Here is a 14,271-nt window from a genome sequence, read left to right as displayed (position 1 = left end):
CCCCTCATTTATTAGTGTTTAAAGTGGCGCACCCCGGTAAAGACCATTGCAATGCCATACTCATCCGCCTTTTTAATAGAGTCTTCGTCGCGGATGGAACCACCAGGTTGGATAATTGCCGTAATACCTGCTTTCGCTGCTGCTTCGACCGTATCGTCCATTGGGAAAAATGCGTCCGAAGCTAAAATGGCTCCTTTCGCCAGTTCGCCTGCTTGTTCAAGGGCAATGCGGGCCGCTCCTACCCGATTCATTTGTCCTGCTCCCACTCCAAGCGTCCGCTCGCTATTCGCCACCACAATCGCATTCGATTTCACATGTTTGACAACTTTCCAGCCAAGCTTTAGCGCTTCCCACTCTTCTTCGGTTGGCTCACGTTTCGTCGGAATGTGAATGTTGGCATCTTCTAACGTATAGGCATCCATATCTTGCACTAATAAGCCCCCTTCAATGGAAGTGAGCATCGGCTCTTTTTTTGCTTTCAAATCAAAGTCCACCGTTAGTAGGCGTAAGTTTTTCTTTGATGTAAGAATGGTAAGTGCATCTTCGGTAAGGTATGGTGCAATAATAATTTCCAAAAAGATTTCATGCAGTTTTTCAGCGGTTTGGCGATCCACTTCACGGTTAAAGGCAACGATTCCACCAAAGATGGACACCGGATCCGCTTCATACGCACGAACAAACGCTTCAAAGCTATTTTCACCAATGCCTACGCCGCATGGATTCATATGCTTCACCGCGACGGCTGCTGGTTCTTTAAATTCTTTAACAATTTGTAGCGCGGCATCTGCGTCATGAATGTTATTGTAGGATAATTCTTTTCCGTGAAGCTGTTTGGCACGAGCAATGGAAAAAGAAGAGCCTAGAGGTTTTTTATAAAACGCTGCTTTTTGATGCGGATTTTCTCCGTAGCGTAGCGTTTGCTTTAATTCATACGTAAACGTTAGCGATTCTGGATTTTCTTCTCCGACTAGCTCGGTCATATATTGAGCAATCATCGCATCGTAGGCAGCGGTGTGACGGAATACTTTCGCAGCAAGGGCTTTACGAGTAGATAACGACACCGAACCATGCTCATCAAGTTCTTGAATGACTTGTTGATAATCGTTAGCGTCTACGACAACCGTTACATGGGCATGGTTTTTCGCCGCTGCCCTAAGCATCGTTGGGCCGCCAATATCGATATTTTCAATTGCTTCTGCTTCGGTTACATCTGGTTTCGCAATCGTTTGTTGAAACGGATAAAGGTTCACGCACACTAACTCAATCGGTGTAATATTTTGTTGTTCTAATTGTTCAAGGTGCGTTTCATTATCGAGTTTCGCTAGCAATCCTCCGTGAATGGCTGGATGTAACGTTTTGACCCGTCCTTCTAAAATTTCAGGAAATCCCGTCACCTCTTGAACACCGATCACCGGGACTCCGTTTTCTTCTAACATTTTTTTCGTTCCACCTGTCGAAATAATTTCAAACCCAAGACGAACGAGTTGCTTAGCGAAATCGATGACACCCGTTTTGTCTGACACACTAATTAACGCTCGTTTCATATCGTATTCCTCCCATGACTGTTTGTTTGACTGATTCATTGGGATGGTTCCTCATCTTCATTTCGATTGTCCTGAATGTAAAATTGACCATAAATCGGATTTTTGCTCATATTCTTGATGTTTTCCCTTAAATTGAAGATTTTTGCTCATAATTTTGTTATTTTTTCCCGCAAACCTAAAATGTTTGCTCGTAAACTAGGTGTTTTTCCCATAATAAATTCGTTTTTTTTTCGTAAACCTAGAATGTTTACTCTTAAACTAGGTGTTTTCCCATAAACTTATTTTTTGCTCATAAATTCGGTTTTTTTCCGTAAACCTAGAATGTTTGCTCATATACTCGTTGTTTTCCCGTAAACCTAAATGTTTGCTCATAATTTCGTTATTTTTTCCCGCAACACTAAAATGTTTGCTCATAATTTCGTTATTTTTTCCCGCAACACTAAAATGTTTGCTCATAAACTAGGTGTTTTTCCCATAAAACTAAATATTTTTCTCATAAATTAATTATTTTTTCCCACAACCCTAAAATGTGTGCTCGTAAATACTTATTTTTTCCCATAAACCTCCAAGTTTGCTCTTAACCTTGAAGGTTTTTCGAACGTCACCTTGAAAATAGTTGTTGTAACACTTGCGGATACAACTCATGTTCAATGGCGTGAATTTTCTTGGCTAATGTCTCCCGTGTTTCCCCTTTGTCAATGTTGATCGCACGTTGGGCAATGATCGGCCCCGTGTCCATCCCTTCATCGACGTAATGAATGGTCACGCCGCTGACCTTTACGCCCGCTTCAAGCGCTTGACCGATCGCATCTTTACCAGGAAACGCCGGTAACAAGGATGGGTGAATATTCACAATCTGCTCTGGATACGCCTGTAAAAGAGTCGGTCCAATTAAGCGCATATATCCGGCGAGTACGAGAAATTCGACTTGCTCCTGACGTAATCGCTCCAAAATTTCGGATTCAAATGCCGCCTTACTTTCGTATTGTTTAGGCGAAAAAACAAATGTCTCAATTCCTTCTCGCTGTGCCCGTTCTATCACATACGCTGCTGGTTGATCACAAACTAATAATCTTACATCCGCTTGCAATGTTCCTTCTTTCACTGCATCGACAATCGCTTGAAAGTTACTTCCACTTCCCGATGCAAAGATGGCGATTTTTTTCATCGTCCGCCTCCAAGTTAAAAAGTTTATCCCGTTCTAACGAGTACTAAGACTCCCACTTCAATACTTAGGTCAGTAAGAACCCGATTCGTTCAACTAACCATCAGTACTGAAGGAAGTTTCACTTTATCGTATTTCTACTCCATTACCTTCGATGACTCGTCCAATCACATATGCTTGCTCCCCTTGTTCATGGAAGAACGATAAAAGTTCATCCACCTCTTGTTCTTCCACGGCAAGCACCATACCAATCCCCATGTTAAAAATGTTGTACATTTCATCGTGCGGAATTTGTCCGTACTTTTCGATCAATTGGAAAATTGGTAACACCGGCCACGTTCTTTTTTCAATCTGGGCTCCACACCCATCCGGCAACATACGTGGAACGTTTTCAACAAAGCCACCCCCGGTGATATGGGCCATCCCTTTAATCCGGAATTTCTTTAGCGCAGCTAAAATCGGCTTTACATAAATTTTTGTCGGTGTTAACAAAGCATCCCCAAGTGTTGTTCCTAGTTCATCTACATGTTTATCAAGCGTGTAGTGATGGTCGTTTAGAAATACTTTCCGTACAAGTGAGTACCCATTGCTATGAATACCGCTAGAGGCTAGGCCGATTAACATATCCCCCTGTTGAATCGATTGACCGTCAATTAGTTCCGAACGCTCACAAGCTCCGACCGCAAACCCCGCGATATCATATTCATCTTTATCATACATGCCAGGCATCTCCGCTGTTTCCCCACCGATCAATGCACAACCTGCTTGTTCACACCCATCCGCAACTCCTTTAACAATTTGTTCAATTTTGGCAGGGTTCGCTTCACCTACAGCTAAATAGTCTAGGAAAAATAATGGTTCCGCTCCCTGTACGACAATGTCGTTGACACACATTGCGACACAATCAATCCCGATCGTATCGTGTCTGTCTAGGAGGAAAGCGAGTTTCAGCTTCGTTCCTACTCCGTCGGTACCGGAAACAAGCACTGGCTCCTTATATCGAAGTTGGGATAAATCAAACAACCCGCCAAAGCCGCCTAACGCACCGATAACCCCTGTTCGTTTTGTTCGAGCGACATGCTTTTTTATGCGAGAAACGGCTTCGTAGCCCGCTTCAATATTTACCCCGGCCTGTTTATATGCGTTTGCCATGCACAATCCTCCTCATTAACATTTTTCGTAAGGCAGAACCGTATCTGGATAAATTTCGGTTGGGTATTTTCCGATAAAACACGCTAAACATTGACCTCGGAACTCGCCTTCGTTTGGTCGGCCAATCGCTTTTAACAATCCTTCGACACTAATAAACGTTAAGGAGTCAGCTCCGATAATTTCTTTAATTTCTTCAACGGAATGATTAGCAGCAATTAATTCTTCATGGGTCGATGTATCAATTCCGTAAAAACAAGGGTGTTGAATCGGTGGAGCACTAATACATACGTGTACTTCTTTTGCTCCCGCTTCTTTTAACATTGAAACAATACGTTTACTTGTCGTTCCGCGAACGATTGAATCGTCAACCATGATGACGCGTTTTCCTTCTACCACTCCGCGAACAGGAGAAAGTTTCATTTTCACCCCTTGTTCGCGCAACGATTGAGATGGTTGAATAAACGTTCGGCCCACATATCGATTTTTAATTAACCCCATTTCGTATGGAATGCCGGATGCTTCCGCATATCCAATCGCCACAGAGATACTGGAGTCCGGTACACCCGTTACCACGTCCGCTTCAATCTGCGCCTCATGCGCGAGTTGCTTCCCGAGATTTTTTCTTGCTGTATGAACGTTAATCCCATGGATGTTGCTATCTGGGCGTGAAAAATAAATATACTCCATTGTGCAAATCGCACTCGATGTAGAAAGGGAAAATTTTTCCGAATAGAGCCCTTCATCGTTAATAATGAGAAGCTCCCCAGGCTCCACATCCCGTTCAAACGTAGCCCCAACGATATCAAAAGCACACGTTTCCGACGATACGCAATACGCATCGCCGATTTTTCCAATCGAAAGTGGCCGTAATCCGTTCGGGTCAAGAGCCACCATCAGTTCGGTTTCGGTCATGATTAAAAAGGCATAAGCACCCTTTAACATCGTTAACGCGTTTTTCACCCGGTCCTTTAATAACGGAAATCCACTTCGTTTAATAAGATGGGCTAATACTTCCGTATCGGACGTTGTTTGAAAAATGCTCCCTTGGCGTTCCAATTGGTGTTTTAAAGCCGTCGCGTTCACTAAGTTACCATTATGAGCTAACGCGAGGCTTCCGCTTTGAGAGTGAAATAGGAGGGGCTGGACGTTTTCATACCCTCCGCCCCCCGCTGTCGCGTAACGAACATGACCGATGGCTGCTTTTCCCTGTAACTCTTCTAATTTATCAGCATCGAAAACTTCTGTTACAAGTCCTTCCCCTTTGATCCCTTTTAACACTTTTCCGTCTGTGACGACAATGCCGGCCCCTTCTTGACCACGATGCTGTAAACTATGCAACCCGTAATAGGTGAGTTGAGCCGCATTGGAATGGCCCCAAACACCAAACACTCCACACTCTTCATTTAGTCCTTTTATTTCAGCAAGCATGGGATGGCTCCTTTCCACACTCCTTCAAATTCCGCTACGCTACCGCTAATCACTTGTTCTCCAGAACGGGTCATAATCGAGAATTCAGGAGTGTCCGTCACTTCTCCAATGAACTGTGCATCTTCTACTAAACTTTCAAATTGCTCTTGATACGACTTTGGTACAGAAACGATAAAGCGAGACTGGGTTTCGGCAAATAAATCCGCCACAATATCGTCGCCTGGTAGTGTTACGTGCACGCCAAGCCCTTTCGTTCCGAAGGTGCACTCCGCAAGCGCAACGGCCAATCCTCCTTCGGCCACGTCGTGCGCAGAAGCAACATAACCACGTCGAATCGCTTCAAGCAGTTGCTTTTGGCGTTTCTCTTCAATCTCCAAGTCAAGCGCTGGCGCTTTACCGAAGATGCGCCCTTCTTTCATTTTTTGTAATTCACTTCCACCGAACTCAGGCTTTGTTTCCCCAATGACGTAGACAAGGTCACCCGCTTGTTTAAACGGTTGTGTAGTAATGTGGTTGATATCAGAAATTAACCCAACCATACCGACTACCGGTGTTGGATAAACAGCTGTTCCATTCGTTTCGTTATATAAAGAAACGTTTCCGCTAATAACCGGTGTGTTAAGCGCGCGACATGCTGCACTCATTCCGTCAACCGCTTTTTCTAACTGCCAGAAAATCTCCGGCTTTTCTGGATTCCCGAAGTTCAAACAATCGGTAATTGCTAGGGGTTCGGCTCCCGAACAAACTACGTTTCGGGCAGCTTCAGCAACGGCGATTTTCCCACCCATTTCCGGATCTAAGTAAATGTAGCGGGAATTACAGTCCGTCGTCATAGCTAACGCTTTGTTTGTGCCGCGAATACGAATGACCGCTGCGTCTGAACCTGGACAAACGACCGTATTCGTCCGAACTTGATAATCGTATTGGTGGTACACCCACTCTTTACTTGCAATCGTCGGTTGTTTTAATAAGTCGATCAATGTTTGCTTGTAATCATTAACTTGAGGCACATATGGCGCCATTTGTTGAAACTCTTGATAATAGGCTGGTTCCTTGGATGGCTTATGGTAAACAGGTGCGTCTTCTGCTAACGCATCCACTGGGACTTCAGCGACGACTTCTCCTTGATGGAAAAGGCGGAGCATTTGATCATCGGTAACTTTTCCAATCGCGACCGCTTCCAAGCCGTATTTGGAAAACAGGTCAATCACTTCTTGTTCCCGACCTTTTTTTACGACAATGAGCATACGCTCTTGCGATTCGGAAAGCATCATCTCATATGCCGTCATCCCCGTTTCGCGTTGCGGGACAAGATCTAAATTCATCTCAATCCCAGAGCCAGCTTTACTTGCCATCTCAGCAGATGAACTTGTTAACCCAGCCGCTCCCATGTCTTGAATACCGACAAGAGCATCCGATTGAACGAGCTCAAGGCACGCTTCCATTAACAGCTTTTCCATAAATGGATCTCCTACTTGGACAGCAGGACGTTTTTCTTCAGAGCTTTCGTTTAACTCCTCGGAAGCAAACGTTGCTCCGTGAATTCCGTCGCGCCCCGTTTTCGCACCGACGTACATCACCGTATTTCCTACCCCGTGTGCCTGCCCTTTTTTAATATCTTGATGATTAATTAAACCGACACACATCGCATTCACTAACGGGTTGCCTTCATAGGACGGATCGAATTGAACTTCTCCTCCGACTGTAGGAATACCAATACAGTTTCCGTATCCAGCAATTCCTGCTACGACTTCTTTAAAGAGATACTGAACACGAGCAGAATCCAATTCTCCAAAGCGTAGAGAGTTGAGGAGCGCAACAGGTCTTGCCCCCATTGAAAATACGTCGCGTATAATGCCGCCGACACCTGTTGCTGCCCCTTGGTAAGGTTCAATCGCAGATGGATGGTTGTGGCTCTCAATTTTAAATACAACCGCTTGATCGTCTCCAATATCAACGATGCCCGCTCCTTCTCCCGGTCCTTGTAGTACTTTTTCTCCGCTTGTTGGAAACTTCTTTAACACTGGTTTGGAATTTTTATAACTGCAATGCTCTGACCACATCACTGAAAAGAGACCAGTTTCTGTATAGTTAGGGAGTCGGCCTAAAATTTCTTCAATCATTTGAAACTCTTCATCCGAAAGCCCCATTTCCCGATACAGTTTTTCTTCTTTAATTTGTGTTGGATTCGGCTCAAGCTTTAACAACATGTGATTCCCTCCAATGTTTCACAATAGATTGGAACAGCTTTAATCCGTCTCGACTGCCAAGTAACTGATCGACCGCTCGTTCAGGATGCGGCATCATCCCTAACACATTTCCACGTTCGTTGATAATCCCTGCAATATTCGCTACACTCCCGTTTGGATTTTCTTTCGCATACGTAAAGACGATTTGCTTGTTCTTTTTTAATTGTTCTAGCGTTGACTCATCACAGTAGTAATTCCCTTCCCCATGAGCAATCGGGATGATGATTTCTTCTCCTTGCTCGTATTGAGCTGTAAACATCGTTTCGTTATTTTCGACTGTAAGTGTGACCGGTTTACAAACAAACTGTAAATGGTCATTTCGTCTCATCGCCCCTGGTAGGAGGCCGGCTTCAAGTAAAATTTGAAATCCGTTACATACCCCTAACACCGGTTTTCCTACTTCCGCTGCTTTAATGACTTCCTTCATCACATTTGAAAAGCGAGCAATCGCCCCAGAGCGCAAGTAGTCTCCGTACGAAAAACCTCCCGGAAGCAGAATTCCGTCGTAGTCATCCAAATTATCAGCATCGTGCCAAACGTATTCGACTTCTTCCCCGAGTTCGTCTTTAATCGCATGATACATATCCACATCACAGTTAGAGCCTGGAAATACGATTACGGCAAATTTCACTGACCAACACACTCCTCAATTTCGTAACGGTAGTCTTCAATGACCGGATTTGCTAATAAGCGATCACACATTTCACGAACGACTTCCTCAACGTCACGATCAGATTTTTTTAACGTCAGCTCCATATATTTTCCGATTCGCACCTCTTCTACTTCCGTGTACGACATGCTGTATAACGAGTTTTTCACCGCTGTTCCTTGTGGATCTAATACACTTTCACGTAACGTGACGAAAATTTTTACTTTGTACATGTTTCTGTTCCCCCTAATCGATTCAAAATTTCTTCGTAAGCTTCCGTTAATGTGCCTAAATCTCGACGAAAGACGTCTTTATCTAACTTTTGATTTGTTTCTTTGTCCCAGAGACGACATGTATCTGGTGAAATCTCATCGGCTAGTAAAATCGTTCCGGCAGCATCTTTTCCAAACTCTAACTTAAAATCTATTAATCTAACGTTTAAGTTCGAAAATAATTGCTTTAATACATCATTTACACGGAACGCTTGTTGCTTGATCAGCTCTAGTTCTTCCTTAGTGGCAATGTTTAAAATGTCGATATGTTCGTCTGTGATTAACGGGTCTCCTAAGTCGTCATTTTTGTAATAAAACTCAATAATTGGGCGTTTCAGCGTTATCCCTTCTGCTATACCAAGACGCTTTGCTAAACTACCCGCTACCACATTACGAACAACGACTTCTAACGGAATAATCGTCACACGTTTGACAAGCTGCTCATAATCGGATAGTTGCTTGATAAAATGATTGGCAATTCCTTCTTCTTGTAATCTTCCGAAAATAACGCTTGTAATTTGATTATTTAACGCACCTTTCCCTTGAATAACCGCTTTTTTCTCCCCGTTGAAGGCGGTCGCTTCATCTTTGTACTCGACCCATAGCACTTGATCTTCTGTTGTCGCAAAAATTTTCTTCGCCTTTCCTTCGTAAAGAAGCGCTTGTTTTTCCATCGAGCGAACCTCCATATTAGGAAAATTAGAAATCTTCTGTCTAAAAAATTTTAGGGGTGGAAGGGGAGAACCCCTTCCTGTCAACATTAGTCGTTTAAACCGAGGCGTTCAAAGATGGTGTCGACATGTTTTAAATGATAGTTGTAATCAAAACAATCATCGATTTCTTTCTTCGAAAGTTTCGCCGTAATTGTTTCATCTTGCTCAATTAACTGACGAAACGAAACTTGTAATTCCCACGCTTTCATCGCATTTGGTTGAACCGTATCATACGCTTCTTCACGTGTCATTCCTTTGTCGATTAAAGCTAACAGCACTCGTTGAGAATAAATGAGACCTAACGTTTTTTCCATATTACGCTTCATATTTTCTGGAAAAACAGTTAAGTTTTTGATGATATTTCCAAAACGGTTAAGCATGTAGTTTAAAGCGATCGTTGCATCCGGTAAGATGATCCGTTCAGCAGATGAATGCGAGATATCTCGCTCGTGCCAAAGTGGGACGTTTTCATACGCTGTCATCATATAGCCTCGAATGACCCGAGCCATACCGGTCATATTTTCTGAACCGATCGGATTCCGTTTATGCGGCATCGCTGAAGATCCCTTTTGGCCTTTGGCGAAAAATTCTTCCACTTCGCGTGTTTCACTTTTTTGTAGTCCGCGAATTTCCACTGCAAACTTTTCAATGGACGTGGCAATTAAGGCAATTGTAGCTAAGTAATGCGCATGGCGGTCCCGTTGCAACGTTTGCGTGGAAATAGGTGCTGGTTCTAAGCCAAGTTTTTCACACACATACGCTTCTACAAACGGGTCGATATTGGCATATGTTCCAACCGCACCGGAAATTTTTCCGACTTGAACCCCTTTCGCCGCTTGTTTAAAGCGCTCTAGATTGCGCTTCATTTCTTCATACCAAAGAGCTAACTTCAGTCCAAACGTTGTCGGTTCGGCATGCACTCCGTGGGTGCGCCCCATCATGACGGTATATTTATGTTCCTTCGCTTTTTGACGTAAGATCTCTATGAAGTTTTCTAAGTCTTTTAATAAAATTTCGTTGGCTTGTTTTAACAAATACGAAAGGGCTGTATCAACGACATCTGTTGAAGTAAGTCCGTAGTGAACCCATTTGCGTTCTTCTCCTAATGTTTCAGAAACCGCTCGGGTAAACGCAACAACGTCATGGCGCGTCTCTTCTTCGATCTCTTTTATACGAGCGACGTCAAACGACGCGTTTTCGCGAATTTTTTGGACGTCTTCTTTTGGAATCACTCCAAGTTCTGCCCAAGCTTCACACGCTAAAATTTCTACCTCTAACCAAGCGCGGAATCGATTTTCTTCTGTCCAAATCGCTCCCATTTCAGGTCGAGTATAACGTTCAATCATGCTTTTTTTCCTCCGATTCTTTCTTTCATCCAAATTTGACTTTGATTAATTTCTTCTAGTGTTCGATCCACATCGTCTGTTAAAACGGTAATATGGCCCATCTTTCGATTCGTTTTCGCTTCCTTTTTTCCGTAAAGATGGAACGACCAATGTGGATAGCGACCAATTCGCTGAATAGCTTCCTCCATATGTTGCCCTAATACATTGACCATAACGGCCGGTTTCAGTAAGGTTGTGTCCTTTAATGGCCAATTACAGATGGCCCGAATATGTTGGGCAAACTGAGAGGTGGCACAAGCTTCAATCGAAAAGTGCCCTGAATTATGAGGCCGTGGTGCTAACTCGTTAATAAGGACCTCGCCATCGGATGTAATGAACATTTCCACTGCAAGCGTACCGACCAATTGTACATAGTCCGCAATTTTTTTCGCTTCTTGAATTGCTTGCCATTGTAAATGTTCGGAAATACGGGCAGGAACAATGGTCTCATGCAAAATATTGTTCACGTGAATGTTTTCAGCGACTGGTAAAACGGTTGTTTCTCCGTTTGTTGACCGTGTTACAATGACGGAAATTTCTTTTTCAAACGGTACCCATTTTTCTAATACACAAGGACCATGCTCAAGAAGTTGCATGGCTCTTTTTACGTCCGATTCTTCACGAATCACGACTTGTCCTTTTCCATCGTACCCACCAGTCGCCGTTTTTAACACCGTTGGAAATCCAAGTGTAGATATGTGCAACTCCAAGTCTGCATCCGTATAGATCGCTTGGTATGGTGCCACGTTCGCTCCCGCTTTCACGATAGCTTCTTTTTCATAAATTCGATGTTGGGTAATTCGAATTAACTCCGCTCCTTGGGGGACGTAACTGATGGTTTGCAGCCATTTAAGTGATTCATAATCAATATTTTCAAACTCATACGTAATCACATCACTGACATCTGCTAATTGCTTTAATGCGTTACGGTCCGAAAACGAAGCGGTAATTTCTATATCCGCCACTTGTCCGCAAGGGGAGTCAGTGCTGGGGTCTAACACAGCTATTCGAAAGCCAGCTTCCTTAGCTGCTAGTGCCATCATTCGGCCAAGCTGACCGCCGCCGATAATCCCGATCGTTTGGCCAGGGAGAATCGTTTTAGCCAAGTTGATCACTGCTTTCTAATACGGTTTGTTTAATCTCGTTTCGGCGGTTTTCTAAGCGATTAGCTAATTCGATATTATTAATGGCTAATATTTGTGCGGCCAATAAACCAGCATTGACTGCACCTGCTTTGCCAATCGCAACCGTCGCCACCGGAACACCCCCCGGCATTTGAACAATTGAAAGGAGGGAATCTAAGCCATTTAACGCTTTGGATTGAACCGGCACCCCGATGACAGGTAGGGTCGTTTTCGCTGCCACCATCCCCGGCAGGTGGGCCGCTCCACCAGCACCAGCAACAATGACCTGAATGCCCCGTTCTTTCGCTGTTTCGGCATATTCAAACATGTAGTCAGGTGTTCGATGAGCCGAAACCACCTTTTTCTCGTACGGAATGTTCAGCTCTTCTAAAATATCGCAACAATGTTTCATTGTATCCCAATCCGAAGTACTTCCCATGATGACTCCAACTTGCGGTACCATACTCATCCCCCTATTGTGATCCTCGTTATTCCAACAAAAAACCAGGTCGCCTTTTCTATAAGAGAAAGCAGACGACCTGGGATGAGAAAAGGGCATAAAAATCCCTAAACATACGTCCAGATAATCTCTTTCCCTCATAGTCCGATCATTTACGGTGATCGGGTAGATACTTATGGGCCATATTCCCATGATTATATGAGGGTTATCATTTTGTCACTCTCATCTTACCAGTCTTAGCTTTACATTGTCAACCAAAAATCGAACATTAGTAAAATCAAGAAAATAAATGTTCGGATTTTACGTTACTTTTTTCCCTTCAAAGACGATTTTTCGACCAATTGGTACGATTTCTTTTACTCCTTGTTGAATTACTTCCTGAAAAATAGGTTCTTCCATCCGTCGAATGGGGGTATATCCTTCTATTTTCATTCGTTCTAAGCATTGATCAATCGTTTCATGTTCGAGTACTTCGAATCGTTTCTTACTTTTGCTCATTTTTCAACTTCCCTTTTTTTACAGTCTTTACCCAGAAACCTCCGTAAATCGTTTTCGGCTCATACGAAATGATGAAGGCTTTCGGATCCAGCTCCTTGATCGTCTGGTATAAGTTTAGCTCATATTTGCGCGGAGTTAAAATGGACAGGGCCATTCGATCTCCTTCTAACCCTTGTGCTTGCCAAGTCGTCACTCCATACCCTTTTGTTCGCAATTGCTTCGGTAAATCCACATCATATTCTCTCGTAATAACATTAACCGTAATATAACCAAGGGCAAGCTTTTCCTCGATCTTCATTCCAACAATGACACCTAAACCATATCCAACAGCATACGCGATTAAGTTTTGAATTTCATTCAAATTTTCGAGCACCAGTCCTAAACCAACAACATAAATAATAATTTCCAGCATACTAATAAATGCTGCTAAATACCGATGCCCTTTCAATGTTAAAATCATACGAATCGTAAAAAACGATACGTAGACGATATTAATAATTAAAATAATGGCCATCATCACCAAACTATTTTCTAGCAAAGCAAACTCCCCCTTTCAACTATGGTTAGCCTATTCGTTTGGCATAAATACAGTATCATATTAACTTTAAACGATTTTTTCATGATTAAACATTTTTCAAGAAAAAAAATATGGGAACTTTTTGTATGCTTAAGTTCCCATTAAAGATATTGGTTTATGTACACCTTTGCTCAGCATTCACTTCTATAATTTTTTGACAAAGTAATTTGGCAAGAATCTCATAACCCGCTTCTCCAAAATGAAGCCCATCGTTCCGTTCACCATATAAAATGGTTTGATAATTTTCTCTAGTAATCACTTCTGTGAAAAAGTCAATCAAATGTCCCTGTAAGTCGGGCAGCCAATTTATAGGTTAACATCGGTTGGGTAAGTCCTACTTTTCTTGCGGTAATACTATCTTCAAAGCAAACGATGGTTGGCACGGTCCTCCCCCTTCTTTACGGTAACAATTTTGAGGAGCTTCAAGATAAAAAGATGGCGACTTACCTTTTCTATTATCGATGATGTTTAGACAGGAATTCTATGCGGTTGTTAAAAGGGTCTCGGAAGCTGAATCGAGACACATGAGGAATCGGTGTTTCTTCATTAATCTGAATCCCTTTATTAAGTAAATATTCTTTGACGGACTGGAGATCTTCAACTTCAAAGGCCGGATGGCTTTTGCTATTGTAACCATCACGATTTTCTACCCCAATATGTAATTCGATGTCTCCAACTTGATACCATAACCCGCCGTTCTTTTTAAGTGCGTCTGGTTTTTCAATTTCTTGAAATCCTAAGATGCCACTGTAAAACGCTCGGGCTTCATCTTCAGCTCCTACCGGTATACATATTTGAACATGGTCTAAACGTTTGACGTGAATATTCATAAAATTACCTCCTGCATATTTTCTCTTTATACGTTCTATTCGTACTAATGAACCAATTCCTATTTTAACATTTTTTTCTTTTTGACCTCATTTAATTTGCACACTATTTCGACTTTTTACTTTCTGATTGTTTAAGTCAATGGCTAGTAAAAAGATACATAAACAAAAAAACAGAGCCGCAATACTTCGACTCTGTTTTAGCTAGCCTGGCAGCGTCCTACTCTC

The 14,271-nt window shown here is 42.8% G+C and carries 14 protein-coding genes and 1 riboswitch; all 14 genes read right to left on the bottom strand.

Translation table 11 applies throughout. From position 1 onward, the window contains the following. Nucleotides 1-11: 11 nt before the first annotated feature. On the bottom strand, nucleotides 12-1,544 hold the full coding sequence (gene purH, locus ABES52_RS13680) for a bifunctional phosphoribosylaminoimidazolecarboxamide formyltransferase/IMP cyclohydrolase (RefSeq protein WP_429651739.1): 1,533 nt from the start codon (nucleotides 1,542-1,544) through the stop codon (nucleotides 12-14). Between the two features lie 601 nt (nucleotides 1,545-2,145). After that, complete coding sequence (gene purN / locus ABES52_RS13675) at nucleotides 2,146-2,712, bottom strand: phosphoribosylglycinamide formyltransferase (protein WP_429651738.1); 567 nt, start codon at nucleotides 2,710-2,712, stop codon at nucleotides 2,146-2,148. A gap of 123 nt (nucleotides 2,713-2,835) precedes the next feature. Continuing rightward, nucleotides 2,836-3,861: a phosphoribosylformylglycinamidine cyclo-ligase gene (purM, locus tag ABES52_RS13670; protein WP_429651737.1), complete on the bottom strand. Its 1,026-nt coding sequence runs from the start codon at nucleotides 3,859-3,861 to the stop codon at nucleotides 2,836-2,838. A gap of 15 nt (nucleotides 3,862-3,876) precedes the next feature. Beyond that, on the bottom strand, nucleotides 3,877-5,289 hold the full coding sequence (gene purF / locus ABES52_RS13665) for an amidophosphoribosyltransferase (RefSeq protein ID WP_429651736.1): 1,413 nt from the start codon (nucleotides 5,287-5,289) through the stop codon (nucleotides 3,877-3,879). Beyond that, nucleotides 5,274-7,499: a phosphoribosylformylglycinamidine synthase subunit PurL gene (gene purL / locus ABES52_RS13660; RefSeq protein ID WP_429651735.1), complete on the bottom strand. Its 2,226-nt coding sequence runs from the start codon at nucleotides 7,497-7,499 to the stop codon at nucleotides 5,274-5,276. The genes purF and purL overlap by 16 nt, the downstream gene beginning before the upstream one ends. Continuing rightward, nucleotides 7,483-8,169, bottom strand: coding sequence for a phosphoribosylformylglycinamidine synthase subunit PurQ (gene purQ, locus ABES52_RS13655; protein ID WP_429651734.1), 687 nt, complete (start codon nucleotides 8,167-8,169; stop codon nucleotides 7,483-7,485). Before purQ ends, purL begins: the two co-directional genes overlap by 17 nt. Beyond that, nucleotides 8,166-8,420 carry a phosphoribosylformylglycinamidine synthase subunit PurS gene (gene purS / locus ABES52_RS13650; protein WP_429651733.1) on the bottom strand — a complete coding sequence of 85 codons (255 nt, stop codon included), beginning with the start codon at nucleotides 8,418-8,420 and terminating at the stop codon, nucleotides 8,166-8,168. Before purS ends, purQ begins: the two co-directional genes overlap by 4 nt. Then, on the bottom strand, nucleotides 8,408-9,133 hold the full coding sequence (gene purC, locus ABES52_RS13645; protein ID WP_429651732.1) for a phosphoribosylaminoimidazolesuccinocarboxamide synthase: 726 nt from the start codon (nucleotides 9,131-9,133) through the stop codon (nucleotides 8,408-8,410). The genes purS and purC overlap by 13 nt, the downstream gene beginning before the upstream one ends. Nucleotides 9,134-9,219: 86 nt before the next feature. After that, nucleotides 9,220-10,518, bottom strand: coding sequence for an adenylosuccinate lyase (purB, locus tag ABES52_RS13640; protein ID WP_429651731.1), 1,299 nt, complete (start codon nucleotides 10,516-10,518; stop codon nucleotides 9,220-9,222). Further along, complete coding sequence (gene purK / locus ABES52_RS13635) at nucleotides 10,515-11,672, bottom strand: 5-(carboxyamino)imidazole ribonucleotide synthase (RefSeq protein ID WP_429651730.1); 1,158 nt, start codon at nucleotides 11,670-11,672, stop codon at nucleotides 10,515-10,517. The genes purB and purK overlap by 4 nt, the downstream gene beginning before the upstream one ends. Then, the gene (gene purE / locus ABES52_RS13630) at nucleotides 11,656-12,144 is read right to left on the bottom strand and encodes a 5-(carboxyamino)imidazole ribonucleotide mutase (RefSeq protein ID WP_429651729.1); all 489 of its coding nucleotides are present in this window, start codon (nucleotides 12,142-12,144) and stop codon (nucleotides 11,656-11,658) included. The genes purK and purE overlap by 17 nt, the downstream gene beginning before the upstream one ends. A 117-nt stretch (nucleotides 12,145-12,261) precedes the next feature. Then, nucleotides 12,262-12,363: riboswitch (purine riboswitch) on the bottom strand. A 78-nt stretch (nucleotides 12,364-12,441) separates the two neighbouring features. After that, nucleotides 12,442-12,639 carry an NETI motif-containing protein gene (locus ABES52_RS13625; protein WP_429651728.1) on the bottom strand — a complete coding sequence of 66 codons (198 nt, stop codon included), beginning with the start codon at nucleotides 12,637-12,639 and terminating at the stop codon, nucleotides 12,442-12,444. After that, on the bottom strand, nucleotides 12,626-13,177 hold the full coding sequence (locus ABES52_RS13620) for a DUF2179 domain-containing protein (protein WP_429651727.1): 552 nt from the start codon (nucleotides 13,175-13,177) through the stop codon (nucleotides 12,626-12,628). The genes ABES52_RS13625 and ABES52_RS13620 overlap by 14 nt, the downstream gene beginning before the upstream one ends. A gap of 494 nt (nucleotides 13,178-13,671) precedes the next feature. Next, nucleotides 13,672-14,046 carry a VOC family protein gene (locus ABES52_RS13615; RefSeq protein WP_429651726.1) on the bottom strand — a complete coding sequence of 125 codons (375 nt, stop codon included), beginning with the start codon at nucleotides 14,044-14,046 and terminating at the stop codon, nucleotides 13,672-13,674. Nucleotides 14,047-14,271 lie beyond the last annotated feature (225 nt).

It is taken from the genome of Aeribacillus pallidus (genome assembly GCF_050478865.1).
Classification (GTDB): domain Bacteria; phylum Bacillota; class Bacilli; order Bacillales; family JACDOC01; genus JACDOC01.
Note: the sequence above shows the minus strand (reverse complement) of the source record. Positions and strands in the feature narration are given on the sequence as shown.

Coding starts and splice junctions, on each gene's coding strand:
- purH (WP_429651739.1), bottom strand. CDS start 1,544: ATGAAACGAGCGTTAATTAGTGTGTCAGACAAAACGGGTGTCATCGAT.
- purN (WP_429651738.1), bottom strand. CDS start 2,712: ATGAAAAAAATCGCCATCTTTGCATCGGGAAGTGGAAGTAACTTTCAA.
- purM (WP_429651737.1), bottom strand. CDS start 3,861: ATGGCAAACGCATATAAACAGGCCGGGGTAAATATTGAAGCGGGCTAC.
- purF (WP_429651736.1), bottom strand. CDS start 5,289: ATGCTTGCTGAAATAAAAGGACTAAATGAAGAGTGTGGAGTGTTTGGT.
- purL (WP_429651735.1), bottom strand. CDS start 7,499: ATGTTGTTAAAGCTTGAGCCGAATCCAACACAAATTAAAGAAGAAAAA.
- purS (WP_429651733.1), bottom strand. CDS start 8,420: ATGTACAAAGTAAAAATTTTCGTCACGTTACGTGAAAGTGTATTAGAT.
- purC (WP_429651732.1), bottom strand. CDS start 9,133: ATGGAAAAACAAGCGCTTCTTTACGAAGGAAAGGCGAAGAAAATTTTT.
- purB (WP_429651731.1), bottom strand. CDS start 10,518: ATGATTGAACGTTATACTCGACCTGAAATGGGAGCGATTTGGACAGAA.
- purE (WP_429651729.1), bottom strand. CDS start 12,144: ATGGTACCGCAAGTTGGAGTCATCATGGGAAGTACTTCGGATTGGGAT.
- ABES52_RS13625 (WP_429651728.1), bottom strand. CDS start 12,639: ATGAGCAAAAGTAAGAAACGATTCGAAGTACTCGAACATGAAACGATT.
- ABES52_RS13615 (WP_429651726.1), bottom strand. CDS start 14,046: ATGAATATTCACGTCAAACGTTTAGACCATGTTCAAATATGTATACCG.